This window comes from Hanstruepera sp. CR43 (genome assembly GCF_055227665.1).
Genome location: NZ_CP200078.1, coordinates 2,859,287 through 2,881,172, shown reverse-complemented (window position 1 = coordinate 2,881,172; position 21,886 = coordinate 2,859,287). Strand labels below are relative to the sequence as shown.

At 34.1% G+C, this 21,886-nt stretch carries 20 protein-coding genes, 2 tRNA genes and 2 pseudogenes; 7 read left to right on the top strand and 17 right to left on the bottom strand.

Going from position 1 to position 21,886, the window contains the following annotated elements; all coding sequences use genetic code 11:
• Positions 1 to 17: 17 nt before the first annotated feature.
• From dnaB to tgt, 5 genes and pseudogenes are all read right to left on the bottom strand, one after another.
• Positions 18 to 1,560, bottom strand: a pseudogene (gene dnaB, locus ACKXGU_RS13205) (replicative DNA helicase).
• Positions 1,561 to 1,728: 168 nt separating this feature from the next.
• The gene (locus ACKXGU_RS13200; protein ID WP_463465748.1) at positions 1,729 to 2,682 is read right to left on the bottom strand and encodes an acetyl-CoA carboxylase carboxyltransferase subunit alpha; all 954 of its coding nucleotides are present in this window, start codon (positions 2,680 to 2,682) and stop codon (positions 1,729 to 1,731) included.
• Between the two features lie 60 nt (positions 2,683 to 2,742).
• Positions 2,743 to 3,639: a DMT family transporter gene (locus tag ACKXGU_RS13195; protein WP_463465747.1), complete on the bottom strand. Its 897-nt coding sequence runs from the start codon at positions 3,637 to 3,639 to the stop codon at positions 2,743 to 2,745.
• Entirely contained in the window at positions 3,626 to 4,699 is a 1,074-nt protein-coding gene (locus ACKXGU_RS13190) for an LptF/LptG family permease (RefSeq protein WP_463465746.1), read from the bottom strand. Before ACKXGU_RS13190 ends, ACKXGU_RS13195 begins: the two co-directional genes overlap by 14 nt.
• A gap of 4 nt (positions 4,700 to 4,703) precedes the next feature.
• Positions 4,704 to 5,834, bottom strand: a complete 1,131-nt coding sequence (tgt, locus tag ACKXGU_RS13185; RefSeq protein WP_463465745.1) for a tRNA guanosine(34) transglycosylase Tgt — start codon at positions 5,832 to 5,834, stop codon at positions 4,704 to 4,706.
• A gap of 171 nt (positions 5,835 to 6,005) precedes the next feature.
• On the opposite strand from tgt, the gene ACKXGU_RS13180 reads away from it, so the two are divergent.
• The 3 genes and pseudogenes from ACKXGU_RS13180 to ACKXGU_RS13170 form a co-directional block, all read left to right on the top strand.
• The gene (locus tag ACKXGU_RS13180; RefSeq protein WP_463465744.1) at positions 6,006 to 6,851 is read left to right on the top strand and encodes a transketolase; all 846 of its coding nucleotides are present in this window, start codon (positions 6,006 to 6,008) and stop codon (positions 6,849 to 6,851) included.
• Between the two features lie 19 nt (positions 6,852 to 6,870).
• The gene (locus ACKXGU_RS13175; RefSeq protein WP_463465743.1) at positions 6,871 to 7,824 is read left to right on the top strand and encodes a transketolase family protein; all 954 of its coding nucleotides are present in this window, start codon (positions 6,871 to 6,873) and stop codon (positions 7,822 to 7,824) included.
• A 107-nt stretch (positions 7,825 to 7,931) separates the two neighbouring features.
• Positions 7,932 to 8,459: pseudogene (locus ACKXGU_RS13170) on the top strand (outer membrane beta-barrel protein); the annotation flags it as partial.
• A gap of 66 nt (positions 8,460 to 8,525) precedes the next feature.
• On the opposite strand, the gene ACKXGU_RS13165 reads toward ACKXGU_RS13170, so the two are convergent.
• Positions 8,526 to 9,545, bottom strand: a complete 1,020-nt coding sequence (locus ACKXGU_RS13165; protein ID WP_463465742.1) for an FKBP-type peptidyl-prolyl cis-trans isomerase — start codon at positions 9,543 to 9,545, stop codon at positions 8,526 to 8,528.
• A gap of 81 nt (positions 9,546 to 9,626) precedes the next feature.
• Here ACKXGU_RS13165 and ACKXGU_RS13160 point away from each other — a divergent pair, with 81 nt between their 5' ends.
• Positions 9,627 to 10,001 (top strand): RNA-binding S4 domain-containing protein, encoded by a 375-nt coding sequence (locus ACKXGU_RS13160; protein ID WP_463465741.1) that lies wholly within the window; start codon positions 9,627 to 9,629, stop codon positions 9,999 to 10,001.
• Positions 10,002 to 10,051: 50 nt separating this feature from the next.
• Positions 10,052 to 10,558 (top strand): phosphoribosyltransferase family protein, encoded by a 507-nt coding sequence (locus ACKXGU_RS13155; protein WP_463465740.1) that lies wholly within the window; start codon positions 10,052 to 10,054, stop codon positions 10,556 to 10,558.
• On the opposite strand, the gene ACKXGU_RS13150 is transcribed toward ACKXGU_RS13155, so the two are convergent.
• On the bottom strand, positions 10,550 to 11,068 hold the full coding sequence (locus ACKXGU_RS13150) for a shikimate kinase (RefSeq protein WP_463465739.1): 519 nt from the start codon (positions 11,066 to 11,068) through the stop codon (positions 10,550 to 10,552). The genes ACKXGU_RS13155 and ACKXGU_RS13150 overlap by 9 nt on opposite strands.
• A gap of 129 nt (positions 11,069 to 11,197) precedes the next feature.
• Here ACKXGU_RS13150 and ACKXGU_RS13145 point away from each other — a divergent pair.
• Together ACKXGU_RS13145 and ACKXGU_RS13140 are read left to right on the top strand one after the other, a co-directional pair.
• A tRNA-Lys gene (locus ACKXGU_RS13145) sits at positions 11,198 to 11,270 on the top strand.
• Between the two features lie 49 nt (positions 11,271 to 11,319).
• Positions 11,320 to 11,404, top strand: a tRNA-Leu gene (locus ACKXGU_RS13140).
• 8 nt (positions 11,405 to 11,412) lie between these two features.
• Here ACKXGU_RS13140 and ACKXGU_RS13135 read toward each other — a convergent pair.
• The 10 genes from ACKXGU_RS13135 to ACKXGU_RS13090 form a co-directional block, all read right to left on the bottom strand.
• Entirely contained in the window at positions 11,413 to 11,979 is a 567-nt protein-coding gene (locus tag ACKXGU_RS13135; protein ID WP_463465738.1) for a TlpA family protein disulfide reductase, read from the bottom strand.
• Positions 11,980 to 12,053: 74 nt separating this feature from the next.
• Positions 12,054 to 12,935, bottom strand: a complete 882-nt coding sequence (locus ACKXGU_RS13130) for an anti-sigma factor (protein ID WP_463465737.1) — start codon at positions 12,933 to 12,935, stop codon at positions 12,054 to 12,056.
• 69 nt (positions 12,936 to 13,004) lie between these two features.
• A complete protein-coding gene (locus ACKXGU_RS13125; protein WP_463465736.1) occupies positions 13,005 to 13,676 on the bottom strand; it encodes a Crp/Fnr family transcriptional regulator in 672 nt (223 codons plus the stop codon).
• 87 nt (positions 13,677 to 13,763) lie between these two features.
• Positions 13,764 to 16,097, bottom strand: coding sequence for a GumC family protein (locus tag ACKXGU_RS13120; protein WP_463465735.1), 2,334 nt, complete (start codon positions 16,095 to 16,097; stop codon positions 13,764 to 13,766).
• Positions 16,094 to 16,858, bottom strand: a complete 765-nt coding sequence (locus ACKXGU_RS13115) for a polysaccharide biosynthesis/export family protein (protein ID WP_463465734.1) — start codon at positions 16,856 to 16,858, stop codon at positions 16,094 to 16,096. Before ACKXGU_RS13115 ends, ACKXGU_RS13120 begins: the two co-directional genes overlap by 4 nt.
• A 74-nt stretch (positions 16,859 to 16,932) precedes the next feature.
• On the bottom strand, positions 16,933 to 18,048 hold the full coding sequence (locus tag ACKXGU_RS13110) for a glycosyltransferase family 4 protein (protein ID WP_463465733.1): 1,116 nt from the start codon (positions 18,046 to 18,048) through the stop codon (positions 16,933 to 16,935).
• Between the two features lie 94 nt (positions 18,049 to 18,142).
• Positions 18,143 to 18,898: a glycosyltransferase family 2 protein gene (locus ACKXGU_RS13105; RefSeq protein WP_463465732.1), complete on the bottom strand. Its 756-nt coding sequence runs from the start codon at positions 18,896 to 18,898 to the stop codon at positions 18,143 to 18,145.
• Positions 18,898 to 19,443 carry a WcaF family extracellular polysaccharide biosynthesis acetyltransferase gene (locus tag ACKXGU_RS13100; protein WP_463465731.1) on the bottom strand — a complete coding sequence of 182 codons (546 nt, stop codon included), beginning with the start codon at positions 19,441 to 19,443 and terminating at the stop codon, positions 18,898 to 18,900. Before ACKXGU_RS13100 ends, ACKXGU_RS13105 begins: the two co-directional genes overlap by 1 nt.
• A gap of 11 nt (positions 19,444 to 19,454) precedes the next feature.
• Positions 19,455 to 20,606 carry a glycosyltransferase gene (locus ACKXGU_RS13095; protein ID WP_463465730.1) on the bottom strand — a complete coding sequence of 384 codons (1,152 nt, stop codon included), beginning with the start codon at positions 20,604 to 20,606 and terminating at the stop codon, positions 19,455 to 19,457.
• Positions 20,596 to 21,885: a hypothetical protein gene (locus ACKXGU_RS13090; protein ID WP_463465729.1), complete on the bottom strand. Its 1,290-nt coding sequence runs from the start codon at positions 21,883 to 21,885 to the stop codon at positions 20,596 to 20,598. The genes ACKXGU_RS13095 and ACKXGU_RS13090 overlap by 11 nt, the downstream gene beginning before the upstream one ends.
• Position 21,886: the final 1 nt, after the last annotated feature.

Here is a 21,886-nt window from a genome sequence, read left to right as displayed (position 1 = left end):
ACTAGCTTCTGGAATTATTAAAAAGGTACGTCGCTGTCTTCATCATCAGGTGAGCCAAAAGCCTCATTTGCTGAAGGGAAGTTATCTGGTTTAAAGGTATCATCATTTGCAGCAGCGTTCATTTTAGAATGAAACTCATGACCAAAAGGCGAATCGAAATCATCCAGATTATCAAATTTCCCTAAATGACCAATGAACTTTAATCGGATGTTGTCCAAACCACCATTTCTGTGCTTGGCAACAATGAATTCTGCCTGACCTTCAGTAGGAGAACGCTCTTCATCATCCCACTCATCAATTTTATAATATTCAGGTCTGTAAATAAAACTTACAATATCGGCATCCTGCTCAATAGCTCCTGATTCACGTAAATCCGATAACAATGGTCGTTTGCTGCCTCCACGTGTTTCAACAGCACGGGACAATTGTGAAAGCGCAATTACAGGAACACTTAATTCTTTAGCCAAGGCTTTCAAGTTTCTAGAAATTGTAGAAATTTCCTGCTCCCGGTTCCCTCCTTTTTGGCTTCCTCCAGCAGTCATTAATTGCAAATAATCAATAACTATCAATCGGATACCATGTTGCGATGCCAATCGTCTGGCTTTGGCCCTGAGAATCAAAAATGGACAGTGATGGTGTATCATCAATATAAAGCGGTGCTTTTTCCAATCCTTTTACTTTCACATTTAACTGCTCCCATTCGTGCTTTTCCAATTTACCTGTACGTAATTTTTCAGAAGATAGGCCAGTCTCACTGGAAATCAAACGTGTGATTAATTGAACTGATGCCATTTCCAAAGAGAAAAACGCCACAGGAATATTTTGATCTACTGCAATGTTTCTAGCCATTGACAGTGTTAAAGCCGTTTTACCCATACCAGGACGAGCTGCAACGATTATTAAATCACTATCCTGCCAACCAGATGTTAATTTGTCGAGTTTTGAAAAGCCTGTAGGAATACCACTTAAACCTTCTTTATTGGAGATTTCTTCAATTTTCTTTTTAGCTTGTATAACTAAACTTTGAGCTGTTTCACTAGATTTTTTGATATTACCTTGGGTAACCTCATAAAGTTTAGCTTCAGCCTTGTCCAATAAATCAAAAACATCCTGGGTTTCATCGTAAGAATCTTCAATAATTTCAGACGAAATTTTGATGAGGCTTCGTTGAATGAATTTCTGCAAAATAATTCTGGCATGGAACTCAATATGAGCAGAAGAAGACACTTTTTGCGTTAAAGAAATGAGGTAAAAATCACCACCAACCAAATCCAACTTTTGATTTTTCTTAAGTTGACTAGAAACGGTTAATAAGTCAATAGGTTCACTATTTTCAAAGAGCTGAAAAATAGCTTCAAAAATATATTGATGTGCTTCCTTGTAGAATGCTTCGGGACTTAAAATATCAATAACCTCATCAACACCCTTTTTATCAATCATCATCGCTCCAAGTACAACTTCCTCTAAATCAAGTGCTTGCGGGGGTATTTTGCCTTTTTCAAGATTAATTAAGGTGCTCTTGTCCACCTGATATCCTTTTATTTGGTTTGGTTGTTTCATGTAAGCGAAAGTAATTAAAACAACGCTATAAATAAAGCGCTAAAGAAGTTGGGTTGTCAACTGTAAGTTAACAATCTAACTGTTAATAAGTTAATTTTATTGTTGATAAGCATAAAAAAATCTGAAATAAACTATTCCAGATTTTAATGTACATTGATTATAGGGAAGTTATCCTTTAAAGACACCCATTTCCAAATATTTTTCCATTCTGCTGGACACTAAATCTTTTGGTGATAAGTTTTTTAACTCCTCATGGGTTTTTAAAATCGCGTCTCTAACTGCCAAAAATGTCTTTTCACGATCACTGTGAGCACCACCAAGTGGTTCTTTGATGATCTCATCAACTAGCTTGAGTTTCTTCATGTCGGTTGCTGTTAGTTTAAGTGCATCAGCTGCTTGCTCTTTATACTCCCAACTTCTCCAAAGAATAGATGAACAGGATTCCGGAGAAATAACTGAATACCATGTATTTTCTAACATTAAAACTTTGTCTCCAACGCCAATTCCCAGTGCGCCACCTGAAGCACCCTCACCTATAATTATTGTGATTATGGGAACTTGCAGTCGTGTCATTTCCAATATGTTTCGTGCAATAGCTTCCCCTTGACCACGCTCTTCGGCTTCAAGACCTGGATATGCTCCAGGTGTATCAATTAAGGTAATGACAGGAATTCCAAACTTTTCGGCCGATTTCATTAATCTTAAGGCCTTTCGGTAACCTTCCGGATTAGCCATACCAAAATTTCGATATTGTCTTGTTTTGGTATTGTAGCCTTTTTGCTGACCTACGATCATAAAGCTTTGATCTCCAATCTTACCCAATCCACCAATCATAGCCTTATCGTCTTTCACATTTCTGTCACCATGTAACTCTAAAAAAGAATCACCAAATAAAGCTTTTATATAATCTAAGGTATATGGTCTGTTGGGATGTCTTGACATTTGAACGCGCTGCCAGGGTGTCAAGTTTTTATAAATTTCTTTTTTGGTTGCAATTAATTTTTTCTCAATCTGCTTGCAGGTTTCAGTCACATCAACATCGCTCTCCTCACCTATAATCTGACACTTTTCAAGCTGCTCTTCCAGTTCTTTAATGGGTAGTTCAAATTCTAAATATTCCATAGAAATTTGTTATTAAATTTAGTTAGTGTACAAATATAAAAACTTTAAACGGTTAAAATGTTATGACTGTTTCCTTTTTAGTTTTTTTGAGTTTTTAAGAATTCCGTTAAATAAAACTATTCCGATAATTAGAAAAGCTCCTAGATAAAAATTAGGGCTCATTTTTTCCTTTTCAGGAAATAATAAAATAGCAAGAATGATTCCATAAACAGGTTCTAAATTGTAGGTCAAAACCACTGTATAGGGACTCACATAGCGCATTACATAAACAGATGCAATAAAAGCATAAGCCGTACAAACTGATGCCAGTATGAATAGGTAAAAAACATCAGAAGTGCTTAACTTAAAGAACCCTGTTGAAAAGCCTGATTTTGCAAAAAGCAAATACAGACTGATAAATATGACACCACTTATAAACTCATAAAACGTAATAACAGTGGCTGTATACTTTTCCAAAAATTTTCCGTTCAGTACAGCAAATAATGAAGCTAAAAAGGCTGAAACTATCCCTAAAACAATCCCTGTCAAATAACGAAGTTCACTTTGAGTAATTATAAGCACACCGACAATGACTAACACTCCAAAAATTAACTCATACCAAATTATTTTTCTCTTGTAAATGATCGGTTCAATTAAAGACGCAAAAAAAGCACCTGTTGAAAACATAACTAATGCAATTGAAATATTTGATGCCTTGATGGAACCAAAAAACGTAATCCAATGTAACGCTATAATAACCCCAGCAAAACTTAATTTTAAAATGGATTTCAACGGAATCTTTACTTTGGCTTTTGATATTATTGCGAAAACAGCAATCAACACCAAGGCAAATACCATACGATACCATACCAATGGAATGGCTTCTACCGAAATGAGTTCGCCTAAAATAGCCGTAAAACCAGCAATAAAGACCAGAACATGTAAATGGAGATAGTTTTTAAGTTTAGCGCTTGGCATTGTATAGCAAGTAAATAGCTAAAATACCAAATAAAACATTTGGAAACCACACGGCCACTAACGGTGGGAAATCAGATTGTGAAGCTAAAACACCAAAAATCTTATCGAAGAATACAAACACCATCGCAATACAGATTCCAAACGCCAAGTTTACACCCATACCTCCACGACGTTTAATCGAGGATACAGCCACTGCAATGATGGTTAAAATAAATACTGAAACGGGCAAACTCCATTTTCGATATTGTACCAATTTATAACGACTGATATAAGAAGACCCTCTTTTTTCTTCCTTTTCTATAAATCTGTTGAGTTCGCCATAAGGCAAGGTTTCCGCAATATACTCTACAGGTGTTAAGTCTTCAAGATCAAAAGAAAACAATGTGTCCTTTCTTCTGGCATTTTCAATAATGTCATTATCGTCAGCTATGGTTCTTTTTACATAATTAATCAAACGATAACTGGTATCCTTCTCACGATATCTAATTGACGATGCACTAATCTTATAAATTAATTTATCATCCTCAAAATGTTCCAACGTAAAATTTTGCCCCAAACTTTGAGCAGCATCAAAACTACTTACATAAATGTAATCGTTATCATTGATTTGTCTGTAAACATTTAGATTATCCACCGCGCTCTTTTTACTCAAATATTTATAATTAAAGTCATTAAAACCTTTACTAGATAATGGAGCCATATACAGGCCCAAAGCAATAGACAAAATAGCAACAATAAATGCCCCAAACATATAGGGTCTTAAAAACCTAGAAAATGATACTCCTGAACTTAAAAAAGCTATGACTTCGGTGTTATTGGCCAACTTTGATGTGAACCAAATAACTGAAAGAAATAAAAATAAGGGGAATAACAGATGAGCAAAATAGATAGTAAAATCATAAAAATAAAGCATGACCTCTCCGAAAGGCACTTCATTCTCAAGAATTTTACCAATTTTTTCAGCCAAATGGACCGTTATACCAATTGGTATAAAAAGCAATAGCATTACAAAAAATGTAAACAAATAACGCTTTAATATGTACCAATCTAATATCTTCATACTATTATAAACGCTTATCCATTTGCTTAACCATTTTGTTCTTCCAATCTGTAAAATCTCCGGCTAATATATGCTTTCTAGCTTCTCGAACCAACCATAGATAGAATCCCAAATTATGAATGGTTGCAATTTGAGCTCCCAATCTTTCGTTCACGCTAAACAGGTGCCTTAAATAAGCTTTTGAATAATCTGTATCCACAAATGTGATTCCCATATCATCAACAGGTGAAAAATCAGCTTCCCATTTCTTATTCTTAATATTAATAGTACCATGGGCCGTAAACAACATACCATTTCTAGCATTTCTTGTAGGCATCACACAATCAAACATATCGATTCCCAAAGCTATATTCTCCAAAATATTAATTGGTGTACCAACACCCATTAAATAACGCGGTTTATCTTCTGGAAGAATGTTTGTAACAACTTCAGTCATAGCATACATTTCTTCTGCTGGCTCTCCTACAGATAAACCTCCTATGGCATTTCCAACTGCTCCAGCATTAGCAATATATTCTGCTGACTGCTCCCTTAAATCCTTGTAGGTACTTCCTTGAACTATTGGAAAAAAAGCTTGAGTATAATCATATTTTAAAGGTGTTTTCTCCAAATGATTGATACATCTATCCAGCCATCTATGCGTCATATGCATAGAACGTTTGGCATAATTATAATCACAAGGATAAGGCGTACATTCATCAAAAGCCATAATAATATCAGCACCTATAGAGCGCTGAATTTTCATCACATTTTCTGGAGTGAACACATGATAACTACCATCTATATGCGATTTAAACTTAACCCCTTCTTCTTTAATTTTTCTATTAGCGGACAAAGAATACACCTGATAACCTCCAGAATCGGTCAAGATATTCCGATCCCAATTCATGAATTTATGTAAGCCACCTGCCTGTTCTAAAATATTGGTCTGCGGTCTTAAATATAAATGATAAGTGTTACCTAAAATAATATCCGGATTGATGTCGTTCTTTAATTCACGTTGATGAACCCCTTTAACTGATGCCACAGTCCCAACAGGCATAAAAATGGGTGTTTCAATTTTACCATGGTCTGTAGTAATCAAACCAGCCCGTGCTTTTGACTGTAAATCCTTTGTTTTTAAATCAAATATCATATGCTATAATCATCAGGCGACAAAGATAATTAACTGAATATTTTATGCATTACAATTGTAATTAAATTAACTTATCAACAATAGCCAAACCTTTTTAACAATACAATTTATTTTCTTTTATAAGCTATGATAAAAGCATATTTTTGTGCCCATAAAAATCAATTCTTTATCATGGCAAATATCCAACAATTAGAAGATTTAACAACCCAAGTCCGCAGGGACATTTTACGTATGGTACACAAAGTTAATTCTGGCCACCCAGGAGGCTCATTAGGGTGTGCTGAATTTTTTGTGGCTCTTTACAATGAGATTATGGAACGCCATGATGATTTTGATATGGACGGCATAGGTGAAGATATTTTCTTCCTATCAAATGGCCATATTTCTCCTGTTTATTACAGCGTTTTGGCACGATCAGGATATTTCCCAATAGATGAATTAAACACCTTTAGATTAATCAATTCTCGATTACAGGGACATCCTACAACTCACGAAGGTCTGCCAGGCGTACGTATTGCATCTGGTTCTCTAGGACAAGGTATGTCTGTGGCATTAGGTGCAGCACAAGCTAAAAAACTCAATAATGACTCACATTTAGTATACAGTCTTCATGGTGATGGTGAACTTCAGGAAGGTCAAAACTGGGAAGCCATTATGTATGCCGCTGGAAACAATGTAGACAATATTATTGCAACTGTCGATTTAAATGGTCAACAAATTGATGGCTCAACAGATGATGTATTACCAATGGGAAATGTAAGAGCCAAGTTTGAAGCTTTTGGATGGACCGTTATTGAAATAAATGATGGTAACAATATTGAGGCCATTTTGAAGGGTATGGCTGATGCTAAAACAAAAACTGGACAAGGAAAACCAGTTTGTGTGTTACTTAAAACCGTAATGGGTAATGGTGTTGATTTTATGATGCATACGCATGCTTGGCATGGTAAGGCTCCAAATGACGAACAATTAGCCATTGGATTAGCCCAAAATGCAGAAACTTTAGGTGACTATTAATATCAATCAAAAAGCAATTATGAAAACATATACAAACACAGGAAGTAAAGATACACGATCAGGATTTGGAGCAGGATTGACTGAATTAGGAAAAACCAATGATAATGTTGTAGCACTTTGTGCCGATTTAATTGGTTCTCTCAAAATGGATGATTTTAAAGCCAATCATCCAGAACGCTTTTTTCAGGTAGGTATTGCCGAAGCTAATATGATTGGCCTTGCTGCAGGAATGACCATAGGAGGCAAAATTCCATTTACGGGAACTTTTGCTAATTTCTCAACCGGCCGAGTGTATGATCAAATACGTCAAAGTGTTGCTTATTCTGGTAAGAATGTAAAAATATGTGCCTCTCATGCGGGATTAACGCTTGGTGAAGATGGTGCCACTCACCAAATTCTTGAAGACATTGGATTAATGAAAATGCTGCCTGGTATGGTAGTTATTAATCCTTGTGATTATAATCAAACAAAAGCTGCAACAATAGCTATTGCTGATCATGATGGCCCAGTTTATTTACGTTTTGGACGACCAAAAGTTGCCAATTTTACGCCTGAAAATCAAACTTTTGAAATTGGAAAAGCTCTGCACCTAACCGACGGTCATGACGTAACCATAGTAGCTACTGGCCATTTAGTTTGGGAAGCTTTAGAAGCAGCGAAAGAATTGAATGAAAAAGGTATTTCGGCTGAAGTTATTAATATTCACACCATTAAGCCTTTAGATGAAAAAGCCATTTTAGATTCAGTAAACAAAACGGGATGTATTGTCACTGCTGAAGAACATAATTATCTCGGTGGTTTGGGAGAAAGTGTAGCCAGAGTATTGTCAACCAACAAACCGACACCACAAGAATTTGTAGCAACCAATGATACGTTTGGCGAATCAGGAACTCCTGCACAGCTTATGAAAAAATACGGTTTGAATGCTGCTGCTATAGTAAAAGCTGCTGAAAGAGCAATTGAAAGAAAATAAAAGGCCAAGAATCTCGTTTAAGGGTTGTAATCAAAAAACAACAACAATTATGAGATATTTAGTATTAAGTCTACTGACTTGTTCTATTATTTTCTAACCAACTATGCGCTCAAACTGCCAATGGTTTTGGATTTAAAGGCGGTATCAATTATAACTCTAACGGGGATTATTTTGAATCCATTAATGCCAATGCCAAAAACCCCGATAGAAATGTAGGTTTTCATTTTGGAGTTTTTGGCAAGGTAGGCAAACAAGTCTACTTTAAACCTGAATTGGTTTATACGCACACCAAAAGCGATTATGACAATGATAGTTTCAAGATGCAAAAACTTGATGCTCCTCTTTTGGCCGGAATAACATTTTTCAAACATTTAAACGTATTCGCAGGTCCCTCGCTTCAGTATATTCTTGATACGGAATTTGATGGTATATCGATTAGTGAAGTTGAAAACGACTTCACTGTAGGTCTAAACTTTGGTATTGGGTTCAGCTTAAAAAAGTTAGGTATAGATTTACGTTACGAACGTGGTTTCTCGGACAATGAAGCTACATTCCTTAATAACAATGGACTGGGAGTTAGTAGGATTGATACAAGACCCGACCAGTTAATATTGAGTTTATCTCTCATTTTGTAACAAACAAAAAAAAGCCGCTGTCATTGAGGTTCTCAAAATGCAGCGGCTTTAATTATTATACTTTCTCTATTCAGGTATTGTGTTCCTGTCCAAATAATCAGGAGTACCATCTCCATCCGAATCAGTAATTACAAACGTATTTATGGTAATTATACCACCTGATTCATTTCTGTCATATTCAAATTCATTTTCAGCTAAAGTAGGCTCTGTTTCTCCCATATTGGTGTCAACTACATATTCATTATAGTCAAATTCATCTCTAGACAGGTAGCCATCGTTATCATCATCATTATCTATAAAATTAGGTAATAGGTCGCCATCGGTGTCATCATCATAAACTTCACCATCACCATCCAAATCTTCCAAGTAAGACATGATTTTATCAAAATCATGATCGACTAAGGTTCTATCCAGTAAACTAATTTTAAAGATCAACGGCGTATAACTATCTACACCAACTATTGGTAATGAAAAATATCCAAGTCCGGATGGTACAAAAATAGCACCTATCCCATGATTATGATACGTATCAGTACCATCGCCATTACTAGTATATCCCGTACTTGTTTTGAACTCAATCACACCTTGCTGAAACCCAGGCACAACTCCTAACTGCGAGCCAACCGTTATCAGATTTAATTGAATAGGATTTACAGTACTATCAAATACAAAACCAGTTGTCGTACTCCCTTCATAAATTAATGAAGCTTGATCGGTGAAATGTATTTCATCACCCAAACCTTCTCTTACTCTTAAAAAATATAATTTGTAATCAATATCACTATCTGTGACGATTTTATAATCCACCATATCCATCAATGGTATTTTATCACTGTTATCACCTGCAATGGTATCAAAAACTACCGTAAAAGAATCGTTTGCTGGGCTGTAAGGATCCGTAAAATCAAAATCTTCGTAGTTGTAAAAATGGGTTCTTAAAAACTCCTCGATTTCAGCTATATCCTCTTCATATACTTCGTCCCTTGGTCTATCAGGTACAGCTTGAAAGTCATCATCATCATTTTTACAAGCTCCAAAAACCACTAAAAAAACTAATACTAGTAATTTAAATTTTCTAATTTTCATAATTGCTTATTTTTGCGTAGCAAGATACAATATTTAAATAATTTTGTACAACAACATTAACGTTGTTTTTAGAGCAATTGTATGCGAATAGATAAGTATTTATGGTGTGTTAGGTATTTTAAGACCAGGTCTTTGGCAACGACTGCTTGCAAAAAAGGACATGTTAGGGTAAACGGTGAAATTGCTAAACCTAGTCGAGAGGTTTATGCTACGGATAAAATTCAATTACGTAAAAATCAAATCAACTATACTCTAACTGTCAACGATATTCCACCTAACAGAGTTGGAGCAAAACTAGTTGATATCTACCGAACGGACACCACACCGAAAGAAGCCTTTGAAGCTCAAGAACTCATCCAGTTTTCGAAGGACTACTACAGAAAAAAAGGTGCTGGAAGGCCCACAAAAAAAGACAGGCGAGATATTGAAGATTATACTGATGAATTTGATGGCTAAAAATACGGCTGCTAATAAATTCTCTTTTATCTTTGAAAAAACAAATCTATATGGAGACAGTTGAAAAAAACATTATTCTCAATCACGATGAAATTACGCATAAGATAAGGCGAATTGCCTATCAAATTTATGAGAGTAATGTTAACGAAAGTGAAGTTATATTGGCTGGAATAGATTCCAATGGCTATATCTTGGCTAAGAAACTAAAAGCTATTTTATCTAAAATCTCTCCTATTTCTCCTATTTTATGTCGTGTTGTGATTGACAAAAAAAATCCTCGAAACCCAATTAAAACCTCATTAAAGACAGAAGATTACACCAACAAATCTGTGGTACTGATTGATGATGTCCTTAATTCAGGGACTACCTTGATTTATGGTGTAAAGCACTTTTTAGAAGTCCCCTTAAAACGATTTAAAACGGCCGTTCTAGTGAATAGAAACCATAAAAAGTATCCCGTAAAAGCCGATTTCAAGGGAATTTCGTTGTCGACTTCGCTTCATGAACATATAGATGTGGTTTTAGACTCAAAGCCTTATGAGGCCTTTTTAGAATAACTGCAGAACAATCTCCTCAACTATTTGTTTCGGACTTTTGTTTCCATTTATGACTATATCTGCTTGATTGTAGAAATTGATTCTTTCAAATAAATGTTTTCCAACAAATTCCTCCATATCATTAATAGAACTCACATACTTTAACAATGGTCTTACGTCCTTTTCTTTCAGAAGCCTTTTAGACAATTCTGAAACACTAACACGAAGATATATAGTTACGGTATCATCAAGACCCTTGATAATTTGCATATTATTATAATAACAAGGTGTTCCTCCACCAAGTGATATTATTGAATCAGAACTTTTATTCAATAATTCCTTCAAATACCGGTGTTCAACTTTTCTAAAATAAATTTCACCTCTACTATCAAATATTTCATTAATTGTGGAACCTTCATTTTCTTCAATAAAACTATCAAAATCGACAAATGACATCTGTAAAGTTTTGCTTAATTCTTGACCAATAACGGACTTACCCGACCCCATATATCCTATTAAAATGACATTCATATTCTAGATTGAAATTGATAATTAATTTACTATCAAATTGTTCAACAAAAAAACAAAAATTAATCTGAAAAAAGTATTGTTTTATTAATTAAACATTTTATATTTGCACCCTCATTAGAGAGAACAAATGACCGGGTAGCTCAGTTGGTAGAGCATCTCCCTTTTAAGGAGAGGGTCCTGGGTTCGAGCCCCAGCCCGGTCACAAAAAGTTAAGCAAATGCTTAACTTTTTTTATTTTTACCAAAATTAATGCGCACGTGGCGGAATTGGTAGACGCGCTGGCTTGAGGGGCCAGTGACCGTTTAGGTCGTGGAAGTTCGAGTCTTCTCGTGCGCACTTTTAAGCTATTCCTTTTTTAAGAGGTCATCTAACAAGGATCTTACTGACTCGCTATTCCAATTGGCAGCACCATTTTTTTCAATAACAATATTGCCCAATTTATTAATAACATAGGTTTGAGGTATACTGGTTGTATTCAGCAAATCAGGTTCTTCACTTAACGGCATGTAGAACTTGAAATCATAGTTATTCTTTAAAATAAAATTTGAGACTTTTTTTTCATTTTCACTCGTTACCAGCAGAAAGACCACATCGTTATTATAATCTTTATAAAGCTCATTAATACTTTGCATTTCAGCTATACATGGTGGACACCAAGTAGCCCAGAAATTGATAAAGACAATCTGACCTCTCGCTTGATTTAAATTATATATATTTCCATCACTACTCCTAAGATTCCAATTGTAATTGGACAAGGTTGCTTGATTTGATTCATGAATGCTAGATGGACTTATCAAAGCTAAACCTTTATGAATAAATACTTGAATAGGTTTACGCGTAGTTGGAACAATCAATAAAATGATAACGACCAAAAATAAAATATTACTGAATTTAACTTTTAAAAACTTCATAGAACAACTTAAGGTATAGCTTCTTTGACAAAACTATACCTTAAAACTTACAAAATATATGTGCTATTAATAAATTATCTAGTTACTGTTCCCGATAATGAAACAGTTGGGCCTTCTGCCATATTAATAGCAGTATGCACCATAGCATCATTTGGCACTGCATGAGCTAGAGGCTTTAAAGTAAATGGCATAGGGCTATTGTCAGGGTATGGCTCAACCGATATGACGACTGTTGCCCCTCTTAAATCTGTTGGAAAGCTTAAACCATTTGGAGCATTTTGTAAAAAATCTTCTCCCGGGAAACTTGGTCCATTGCCCGAATCCCCTTTATATGGAGACGTTGCAGCGTTGTCATCAAAATCCATAATATCTGTAAACGTCCCGGTACTAACTGGCATACCATCAATAACAGCCCATCCTTCATATTTCCAGCCATTTTGCAGCGTAGGTAAATCCAATCCCACCATAGGGCTACCACTTGTGTTATCTAAAAACCAAACACCACTGGCCTCATTGGTATCATCCATATCCGTAGGAGTGGCCAAAATATAAGTGCCTGAAGAGGATCTAAAGTCTCCAACGATACTATTACTATCAACTTGTGCTGAACTTCCAGAAAAGGGTCCGACTAAAATTTTAGTTGCAGCAGGCGCTGGATCTATATCTATTGCAGGTTCAATTGACAATACAAACATCGTTGCATTATTTAATTGCGATCTATTAACAGTAAAAGACTGTGGAAAAGTGACACTTGAGAATATTCCGGTTGAAATGGGCTCTCCTTCTACAATAATCCAGCCTTCATAAACATAATCTGGCCCGAGTGGCTCTAATCCATTTAAGTTTACTGTTAGTTCTGAATTTGTAGGCAAAACTATGTTGTTGTCATCATCACTACTACATGACATGAACAAGATCATAGAGCTTAATACTGAAAAAATTACTTTTTTTATCATTGCGTATATTTTTAAATTAATACTCAAAAATATACTTAAGTGATGATTCAAAATGTTAGCTAGCTAACACTAAACTGCTTTTTTGTAAATTCTAATTTCCTTTCTAGAGAATTCAAGATAGTTTTCATCCTTTAATTCCTTCATAAGGATATTTAAGGTAGGTCTAGATGTTCCAATAAGTGATGCCATATCCTTTTGTGTATATGGATGCTTAATGACATGATCTCCTGTTTTGGCACAGTCATAACCATAATCCTCACATAATTCTTCCAAAAATTCAATAAGTCTGGTTTTGGTATCCTTAAAAAGTAATAATTGTAAACGTCTTTCAAGTTTTTTAAACTTCAATCCAATAAACTTATATATTTTGAAGCTAAAAGTTTGATTATCCCGCATTAGATCATGCATGGTTTGCACACCTATTGGGCAAATGGAAGTTATATTTTCTAAAGATTGAGCAAACTCATCTCTTTTTGATTCACCTAAAATGGCTTTTTCGCCAAACAACTCTCCTTTGGTTAAAATAGCTTTAACCACCTCCTCGCCATCTTCACTGTAGTAGCCTATTTTGACCTTACCTTTTTCTATGAGATATATTTTATTGGCGGCATCCTCTTCAAAGTAGATATAATCTTTCTTTTTGTAGGCATTAAAGCTGTGACTCTTCTTGTATGCTTTAAATTTATGAGGACAAAGCACCTTAAATAGATTAACATCTTCAAAAAACCAAATGGAATTCATAGTGCGTGATTAGTTTTGAACTTGGTCGAAGTAGATGCCTGAACATTACACCTAGCATGTAATTCTCAATTATAATTAGGACGAAAACTAACTCAATCCACCGTAACCATAGCCGTATCCATAATTATAGCCGTATCCATGAGACTTCTTAATGTCAATACCATTAAGAACATAGGCGACATTCTTGAGTTTCCCTGATTCCAATAATTCTTTCGAAAAATCCAACAACTTTTTTTCAGTAAAATTCGCTCTAACAAGGTATATTGTAGCATCAGCTAATTGCGAAATAAGCATGGTGTCTGTCACCAATATTGTTGGCGATGTATCAGCAATAATGTAATCATATTCTTTTTTAGCTTCTTCAATGAGCTTTTTAAAACGACCATTAGTCAGCAAATTTGCAGGATTCGGTGGAATACTGCCTGATAATATAATATCATGATTTGGATGTTTTGGGAACCCATTGATGATGATATCCTTCCAAGAATAGTTATCATCGTGTAAGTAGCTTGATAAACCTAATTTATCTTTATCCTGATTAATATAAAAATGTATTTGCGGATTTCTTAAATCGGCCCCAATTAGCAACACCTTTTTGTTAATACTTGATAATGCCAAAGATAAATTTATACTCGTGTAAGTTTTTCCTTCTCCTTTTATTGACGAGGTACAAAAAATCACTTTACCCGTTTCACCTTCATGTACTGGTAAGATATAATTTACGTTAGAGCTTAAAATTCTGAAAGCTTCCGCACCAGGCGAACGATCCTCTGGGTTGTTAAAGACTAAATGCTCATCAGCAACTTTTGGCAATTCGCCAACAATTGGGATTTTATTATTAATGTGCATGATGTCTTGACGACTTTTTATTTTTGTATCTAGAAGAAAATAGATATAGATAATAGCAAATGGTATTAACAAACCTAATACCAATGCTGTTACATAAGTACTTCGCGAATTTGGTGAAATAGGATTACCATTCGAAATGGCATATTCAACAACTTTAATTGAAGGCTCCGTTATCGCCAGATTTATACCTGCTTCTTCTCTTTTTTGAAGTAAAAAGAGATATAAGCTTTGTTTTATTTCTCTCTGTCTCGTAATATCAGTCATCTTTTTTTCCTTTTCAGGTAAACTATACACCTTCGCTGTATATTTTTTGTTCTTGCGAATCATTTGAGCCTTGGTAGCCTCTAATTGCTTCACATATGAATCAATGGATGTACTAATATTTGATTTAAGATCTTGAAGTTTCTCATTTATTGCTACGACACTTGGATTATTTTCTCCTGCACTGGTAATTAAATTCTCTCGCTGAAATACAAGGGTGTTAAAATTATCTACCAAGCCATTTATACTATTATTACTTAAGCCAATATTTGTTGGTAAGAGATCGTAAGTAGAATTGGAGGTTTCCATTGACTCTTTTAACAATCCAGATAGTATTATTTGATTCTCTAAATCAAATAGTTCTTGTTCAGACAAGGTACGTTGCGTCATTCCCAACTCCGCGTCTGATTCTAAAGTTATCAGGTCATTCTTCTGTTTATAATCTTTAATATCAATTTCAATAGAATCCAATTGTTCAGCAAGAATTTCAAAGCGTTCATCAATAAATTTAATGGTGCGTCTTGATACATCTTTTCTATCATTTACACCATCGTCATTAAAGACTTCAATCAAAGTATTTAAAATTCGTTCATTTCTTGCCCTACTTTGACTGGAAAAACTCAATTGTAATAAATCACTGTTTTGACCCAGCATATTTATCTTAACAGCGTTTTTCAAACCTTTTGTTACGGAGTGTATTGGAGAAAATCTTACTAAATAAATTTTATCGATTAATTCTGCGACTTTCGAATGATTATCTAAACTTAATTCAAAAGGTAAATTATGTGCTTTTTTAGTAGTATCAAAATCAGGAAATTTTATAACTTCTGCATTTGGCAAAGTCACTTCAAATCCTTGTTCTGTAACCTCAATCCAATAGGAACTAGTTGAATAGATACTATCATTACTGACAGTTTTAAGAATATTAAATGGTAATTGATTTACTTCAGTCGTTAATACATTCCCCTCTTCAAAATAGCGCATCGTTAAATCCAGCGTATCAACAACCTTTTCAATAATTCTGTATGATTTAATGATCTCAATTTCATTCTCCAAATTGATATTGTTTCGATTAAAAACAAATGCTGAAGATGGCAATTCCAACCCTTTATTTTTATTGAGTATTTTAATTTTGGCACTCGTCGAGAATATTTTCGGGGTATATCTTAAATTTAAATAAGCAGCAGATAACGCAATTATTAAACTTAACGCAAACCAATACCAGTATCTTAAATATTTTGAAATTTGAGATTTTATAAAATCTCCCTGATCATTATGTCCTTTATTAATAGATTGATTGATATTACTCATTTTACGTTAGTAATTATGACTATAGTGGAAAACACAATAGATATAACAGATATTAAGGTTCCGACATTACCGACAAACCCTGAACTTTTAACCTTGGGATTATTTGGATTCACAACAATCACATCATTAGGCTTAACAAAATTATATGGTCCATTTAACCACTCTGAAGTGGTTAAATCAATATGTGTAATTTGGCGAACTCCATCTTCTTCTCGCATGACCAGTATATCTTCTCGCTTTCCATTAATTGTTAAATCGCCTGCATAACCTAAAGCCTGTAATAATGTGATATTTTGTTCTGTAAAATTATAGGTTCCAGGAGAATTTACTTCACCCAAAATGGTAACTTTTGCGTTTACCAGACGCACATCAACAGCTGGATTTTTTAGATGATTATTGCTCTCTAACAAATCCTTTAAATAGGCTGCAAATTCTTGAGTTGTTTTATTTTCAACAGACAAAACTCCCAATATCGGGAAATTAATAGTTAAATCTTCAGAAACCAAATAACCATCTAATTGTAAAAGCTGAACACTCCCTGCATTTGAGTTCCGAGGTGTTACGTTATATGGAATCGCTGATTCTGGATTTAAGGCACTAATGTTAATTCTAAGAACATCATTTGGCTGTATTTTGGCATTAGAGTAAAGTATGTCTTTATTGGCATTTTCATCTACATCTTGTAAGTACAGTATCTCCTTTTTTGATGCACAAGAAAAAATCATACAAAAAGCTGCCAGAAAACATATTCTATTTAACATTATAAGTTGTTTATGGTATTACACAAATATAAGTGCATTATAACTATTAGCAAAGAATAAAATAAAACTGCTAATTAATTAAGTTGTTGTCTTTCCTTCTTTGAACCCATAAACCAATCATATATAAAATACAGTGAGTAAAAAATGGTTCCGAGCAGTAATAAAATAATCAATTGAATGTGAATATCACAATGCTTAAAAAAGAATGCAAACACTATTAAAATAACATTTATTGCAACAATTAAAGCAGTTGTTTTTACATGAGAGAAACCCTTACTTAAAAACCTATGATGCAAATGGTTTCTATCCGCTTCAAATGGGCTTTTTTTATGAATCATTAAGCGAATAAAAAATATTCGGATAGTATCTAGCAATGGAAAAAATAAGATTGCTAAAGCAATAACAGGCGAACTATTACGGTATAAGCTTGTAGGTGAAGCTTCGGAATTATCAATAAACCGAACAGTCATGACGGCAATAATAAATCCCAGAATCATGGAACCCGTGTCACCCATAAACATTTTGTTATGTTTAGAAAAATTCAGGTATAAAAAAGGTATTATAGCTCCACAAACTGCAGCTGCCAAAACAACCATACTAATTTCGTCATATTGGTAAAACAAAATCCCAAACGAAATAGTAGCCAAAAGAGCCAGGGAACCAGCCAAACCGTCTACACCATCAATCAAATTGAAGGCATTGACAATTAGGATATAGACAAAAAGTGTAAATAAAATAGACAGCCAATAAGGCATAATGGTCACATCAAAAAAACCAGAAAGACCAGATATTCTAGAGTCTGTAAATATTATTAACAATAGTGCTACAACAAATTGACCAAAAAACTTCTTACGAGGTGATAATATCAGTATGTCATCCTTTAGACCTAAAAAAAACAAGAGGGTTATACTTCCCAAAATCAATAAGAGGCTTTTTGTATCTAATAAAGCCCCAGTTAAGGTTATTGAGATCATAATGCTTAAATACATACCTATTCCACCTAAATTAGGTACTTTTCCAGTATGACTGCTTCTCTCATCTGAATGATCCATGAGATTTTTTGCTTTCGCAACATTTATAATGGCAGGATAACTTGTAATCGAAACAACTAAAGAAATAATAGCAGTTATTATAATCAACCATCCAACATGATCTTGCGGATTAAAATTTTCAAGTAGTTCTCTTACCATTATTGATTAATTGCGATTGGGATTCAAAGATGCGAAAAATAGTTGATATCTCTATTACATTAAAGGTCATTATTATAATGATAGCAAATCAGATTTATGTAATAAATTGCCTAACTTTTGTGAGATTTTTTAAAATAATTGTTGTCCAATTTCCAGTCTTATTAATTCTTACAGCTTTATAATCTTCTTTTGTTTTTTGCATGATATTTTTCAAACTTCGATTGCTAGCCCCACCAACTCGCATTTTTACAATGGTTTCTGGCAAATAGGAAAATTTAAGTTGCGGCTGCTTAAAAACACGTAGAATAAAATCATAATCAGCAGCTATTTTGAAGTTCAAATTGAAACCGCCATAAGTGTCATAAATTTCTTTTTTCAGATATAATGTTGGATGAGGTGGCATCCAGCCTTGCTTTAAAAGCTTCTTCTTGAATGACCTACTTTGCCAATTTCTAATTACTTTCTGAACATTATCCTTTGACACATAATGTAAATCACCATAAACGCCATCAGCACCAGTATTCAAAAAACGTTCGACAATTGAATCTATAGTATTTTTATCATTTAAAAAATCGTCCGAATGCACAAATCCGACAACATCCCCAGTTGCTTTTGAAATGCCTTTATTTAAGGCATCATAGATTCCTTTGTCACTTTCTGAAAACCATCTGATGTTTTTATGGGATGCAGCTTTAAGTTTCAATAGTTCAATTGTATCATCCGTAGAAACACCATCAACAACGATATATTCAATGTTTTCGTAGCTCTGATTCAAAACTGAATCCATACACATCTCTAAAGTCCTGGCGCTGTTGTAGGTTGCCGTTATGAGGGAAACTTTTAATGACATTAAACGATAGTTCTTTTTTTTATGAAAACAGCGGGATTTCCTCGGTATATACCATAAGGCTCTAGGTTATTACTGGCTATAGAGCCTAAAGCCAAAACAGCGTGATTTCCAACAGCTACTCCAGGTCCTACGACACTTTTAGCTCCAATCCAAGCTCCAGATTCAATATGAATTGGTTTAATAATAAGGTCAAAAGTTTGTGATTTATAATCGTGGTTTCCACACAGCAATAAAGCTCCTTGAGAAAGGCAAACATGATTCTCCAAGGTTACTTGGTCCAAATTATCAATCCAAACACCTTCTCCAATCCAACATTGATTTCCAACATGTAATTTCCACGGGTATTTTATGGTTACTTTAGGTTTAATAACCACACCTTGACCAATCCTTGAACCAAAGCATTTAAGCAAGAACACTTTAAAACCAGACCATACAAACCAAGATCCTTGAAAAAACAGCATACTAACAGCATACCATAGCAATCTTTTGAACTTAGAACCTGGCTTGTACCAGCTATTATCGTAAAGGGATAAATCTGTTTTCAAATGAAAAAAGTTTACTGTTTTTCAATATCCAAAAATAGGGCTTTATTTTTTTCTATTACTTCTGGGTTTTCAATAAATTTCTTTGCAAAATCAAAAGCTGCTCTTGCCCATCTTCTGTAAACCTCATCAGTCATTTGTAATGCCTTTTCAAAAGCAAAAACTATAGCTTCTTGATTTTCGATATTAACATCCCATCCCAAATGATTGGTTTCCAAATCTTGCCAAGGCGTTTTATTCGATATTAAAACAGGTAAACCAACAGATAAGGCTTCCAAAATGGCATGACCAAAATTTTCGCCTTCGGAAAGCAAAACAAAAAAATCATAATCTTTTATTATTTCGGGGACAGATTCGCTATTTAATATGCCTTGATAATTCACTGAAATATTCTTCGGTAATTGATCAATAATCGTTTGGCATTTATTCCAATAGTCTTTGTCATAAATTGGACCATACAAATCTAACTCCAGTGATTCCTTAATTTGTCCCAAAGCCTTTAACATCGTTAACGTTCCTTTCTCGACTGCTATTCTGGCCACATTTACAAAACGAACGGGTTTGTTTTTATCCTTTGGAATTAATTTTTCCAAATGACCTTTTCGAGGTAAATTAGGTGCAACTTTCACCTGTATTTGATCCCCTAAAATACGTTTGATGTGATTGGCTTCATCTAAATTAGTTGCATGAAAATTAACATGATTATATAGACCAAAGGTTTTTGCACAATATAAGAACACTTTCTTTTTGAGACCTTTTATTGAAAAGGCTTGTGGGTTTAGCATCCCTCTTGCGGATACGATAATGGGTTTTTTTGTTTTTTTTAATAAGATGACAGGCAATATTGAAAAATACCAACTATATATCCCATTAATATAAACCATATCAAAATCGATTTGAGCAATAATATTTTTTAGATGGCTTTTAGTGAGATTAGTTTTTGAAACATAGTATATTTTAGTATAATGGTTGAAAGGAATCCAATTATTGGCAACTACATTCTCATAAGGCTTATCAGATCCATAATCCGTATTTCTTGTAATAATGTAAAATTCAAAATTCTTGTTTAGATGAGCAATCAAATTAGCATAGGAGCGTACTGGTCCTCCTGACAAGGTACCTGGCAAAAACCAATCAATTGTTATTAATATTTTTTTACGCTTCAATTTGTGAATACTCTTTGGACAATAACTTTTCAATATATGGATACAGGAACTTTCTGATAAAGTAAAAAACTATCAATGCCTTAATGATATGATTGAAAACCATATAAAACTCGTTTCCAGGACGTATTAAATAACTGAAAATAAAAGGCAGCCAAATTAGATTAATGGGATTCCTTGAAAAAAATCTTCTATAATACCAACGTGTCAACAGACCTAAAAACAAACCAAAAAGATACAATGCGACCAAAGAACCTTCAAATCCAAAATTAACATAATAATCACCCAACACGCCTATTGACATTGATGTGATTCCATTAAGCCTGTAGCCTGTGTAGTACTCAAACCGTTCCGGATCATTTACTGTTCGTTTTTGCGGCCATAAAAACCTAGGCAATAGCGATGAAAAAATATCATTTGCCAAATCGTTACCTTTTTCAAAATCAACTCTACTAGGTACACGAGCATAGACCATACTGGTTTGCCATCCTTGGTTTAATCGACTAATTGTAGCCATTAAAGACTCATTTTCATTGGGGTTTGACTTAAATAATTCCGTAAACGATTCGATGGTAATTAAATTTGTTAACACAGCAAGCTTCTCTGTAGAAGACAAACTTGTTCCCCAGGCATATTCACGGTATTCTTGTTTTACACCCTGATAGACCGTTAGAAAAGCAAAACTCAATATAATAGCAGTATACTTGACCTTTTTTGAAATTTTATGTTTCAGTGCATAGAACATAAAAAAGAAAACACTAAAAACAATAAACTCAACAAGTAAAGCATCAATAATAGCATTCAGGGCAATCCAAAAGTAAATAATGACAATAAGATATTTATCCGTTTTATTATTGGAGTAAATCAAAGCATAAACTCCAATAACCCTAAACAAGATGAAAAAATTCATGATTGACCGTAACCCAGCAGGAAGCAAAAGCATGGCTAATTGACTACCAATACCAATAATCAATAATACTCGACCCAATTTCGATGCTTCTAGTGGAGAAATCTTAAAAGTTGAAAAGTCAAATTTTACTTTTATGGTTAGCAATCCTAAAATAAATGCATAACATGACATGGTTGATAGCCACAAATACTTATCTTCTGGCAAGGCCATAACATTATAAGGATTCATTTGGTATTCTATCATGGGTGCAATGCCATATTGCAGTAGGTAAAGAACTCCTACTAGCTCAAACAGCGGAAAAGATTTACCAATTTTTGATATCAACTGATAAAAAAGGAAAATAAAACTACCTATTAATACAATTGATACCATA

Bases quoted from the DNA above. Each gene is read 5' to 3' on its own strand.
- ACKXGU_RS13150 (WP_463465739.1), bottom strand. From the start codon at position 11,068: ATGAATGTCATTTTAATAGGATATATGGGGTCGGGTAAGTCCGTTATT.
- ACKXGU_RS13190 (WP_463465746.1), bottom strand. From the start codon at position 4,699: ATGAAGATATTAGATTGGTACATATTAAAGCGTTATTTGTTTACATTT.
- ACKXGU_RS13125 (WP_463465736.1), bottom strand. From the start codon at position 13,676: ATGAATTCCATTTGGTTTTTTGAAGATGTTAATCTATTTAAGGTGCTT.
- ACKXGU_RS13180 (WP_463465744.1), top strand. From the start codon at position 6,006: ATGGCAAATATCCAACAATTAGAAGATTTAACAACCCAAGTCCGCAGG.
- tgt (WP_463465745.1), bottom strand. From the start codon at position 5,834: ATGATATTTGATTTAAAAACAAAGGATTTACAGTCAAAAGCACGGGCT.
- ACKXGU_RS13090 (WP_463465729.1), bottom strand. From the start codon at position 21,885: ATGGTATCAATTGTATTAATAGGTAGTTTTATTTTCCTTTTTTATCAG.
- ACKXGU_RS13120 (WP_463465735.1), bottom strand. From the start codon at position 16,097: ATGAGTAATATCAATCAATCTATTAATAAAGGACATAATGATCAGGGA.
- ACKXGU_RS13105 (WP_463465732.1), bottom strand. From the start codon at position 18,898: ATGTCATTAAAAGTTTCCCTCATAACGGCAACCTACAACAGCGCCAGG.
- ACKXGU_RS13200 (WP_463465748.1), bottom strand. From the start codon at position 2,682: ATGGAATATTTAGAATTTGAACTACCCATTAAAGAACTGGAAGAGCAG.
- ACKXGU_RS13155 (WP_463465740.1), top strand. From the start codon at position 10,052: ATGGAGACAGTTGAAAAAAACATTATTCTCAATCACGATGAAATTACG.
- ACKXGU_RS13130 (WP_463465737.1), bottom strand. From the start codon at position 12,935: ATGATAAAAAAAGTAATTTTTTCAGTATTAAGCTCTATGATCTTGTTC.
- ACKXGU_RS13160 (WP_463465741.1), top strand. From the start codon at position 9,627: ATGCGAATAGATAAGTATTTATGGTGTGTTAGGTATTTTAAGACCAGG.
- ACKXGU_RS13195 (WP_463465747.1), bottom strand. From the start codon at position 3,639: ATGCCAAGCGCTAAACTTAAAAACTATCTCCATTTACATGTTCTGGTC.
- ACKXGU_RS13115 (WP_463465734.1), bottom strand. From the start codon at position 16,858: ATGTTAAATAGAATATGTTTTCTGGCAGCTTTTTGTATGATTTTTTCT.
- ACKXGU_RS13135 (WP_463465738.1), bottom strand. From the start codon at position 11,979: ATGAAGTTTTTAAAAGTTAAATTCAGTAATATTTTATTTTTGGTCGTT.
- ACKXGU_RS13165 (WP_463465742.1), bottom strand. From the start codon at position 9,545: ATGAAAATTAGAAAATTTAAATTACTAGTATTAGTTTTTTTAGTGGTT.
- ACKXGU_RS13110 (WP_463465733.1), bottom strand. From the start codon at position 18,048: ATGGTAAGAGAACTACTTGAAAATTTTAATCCGCAAGATCATGTTGGA.
- ACKXGU_RS13175 (WP_463465743.1), top strand. From the start codon at position 6,871: ATGAAAACATATACAAACACAGGAAGTAAAGATACACGATCAGGATTT.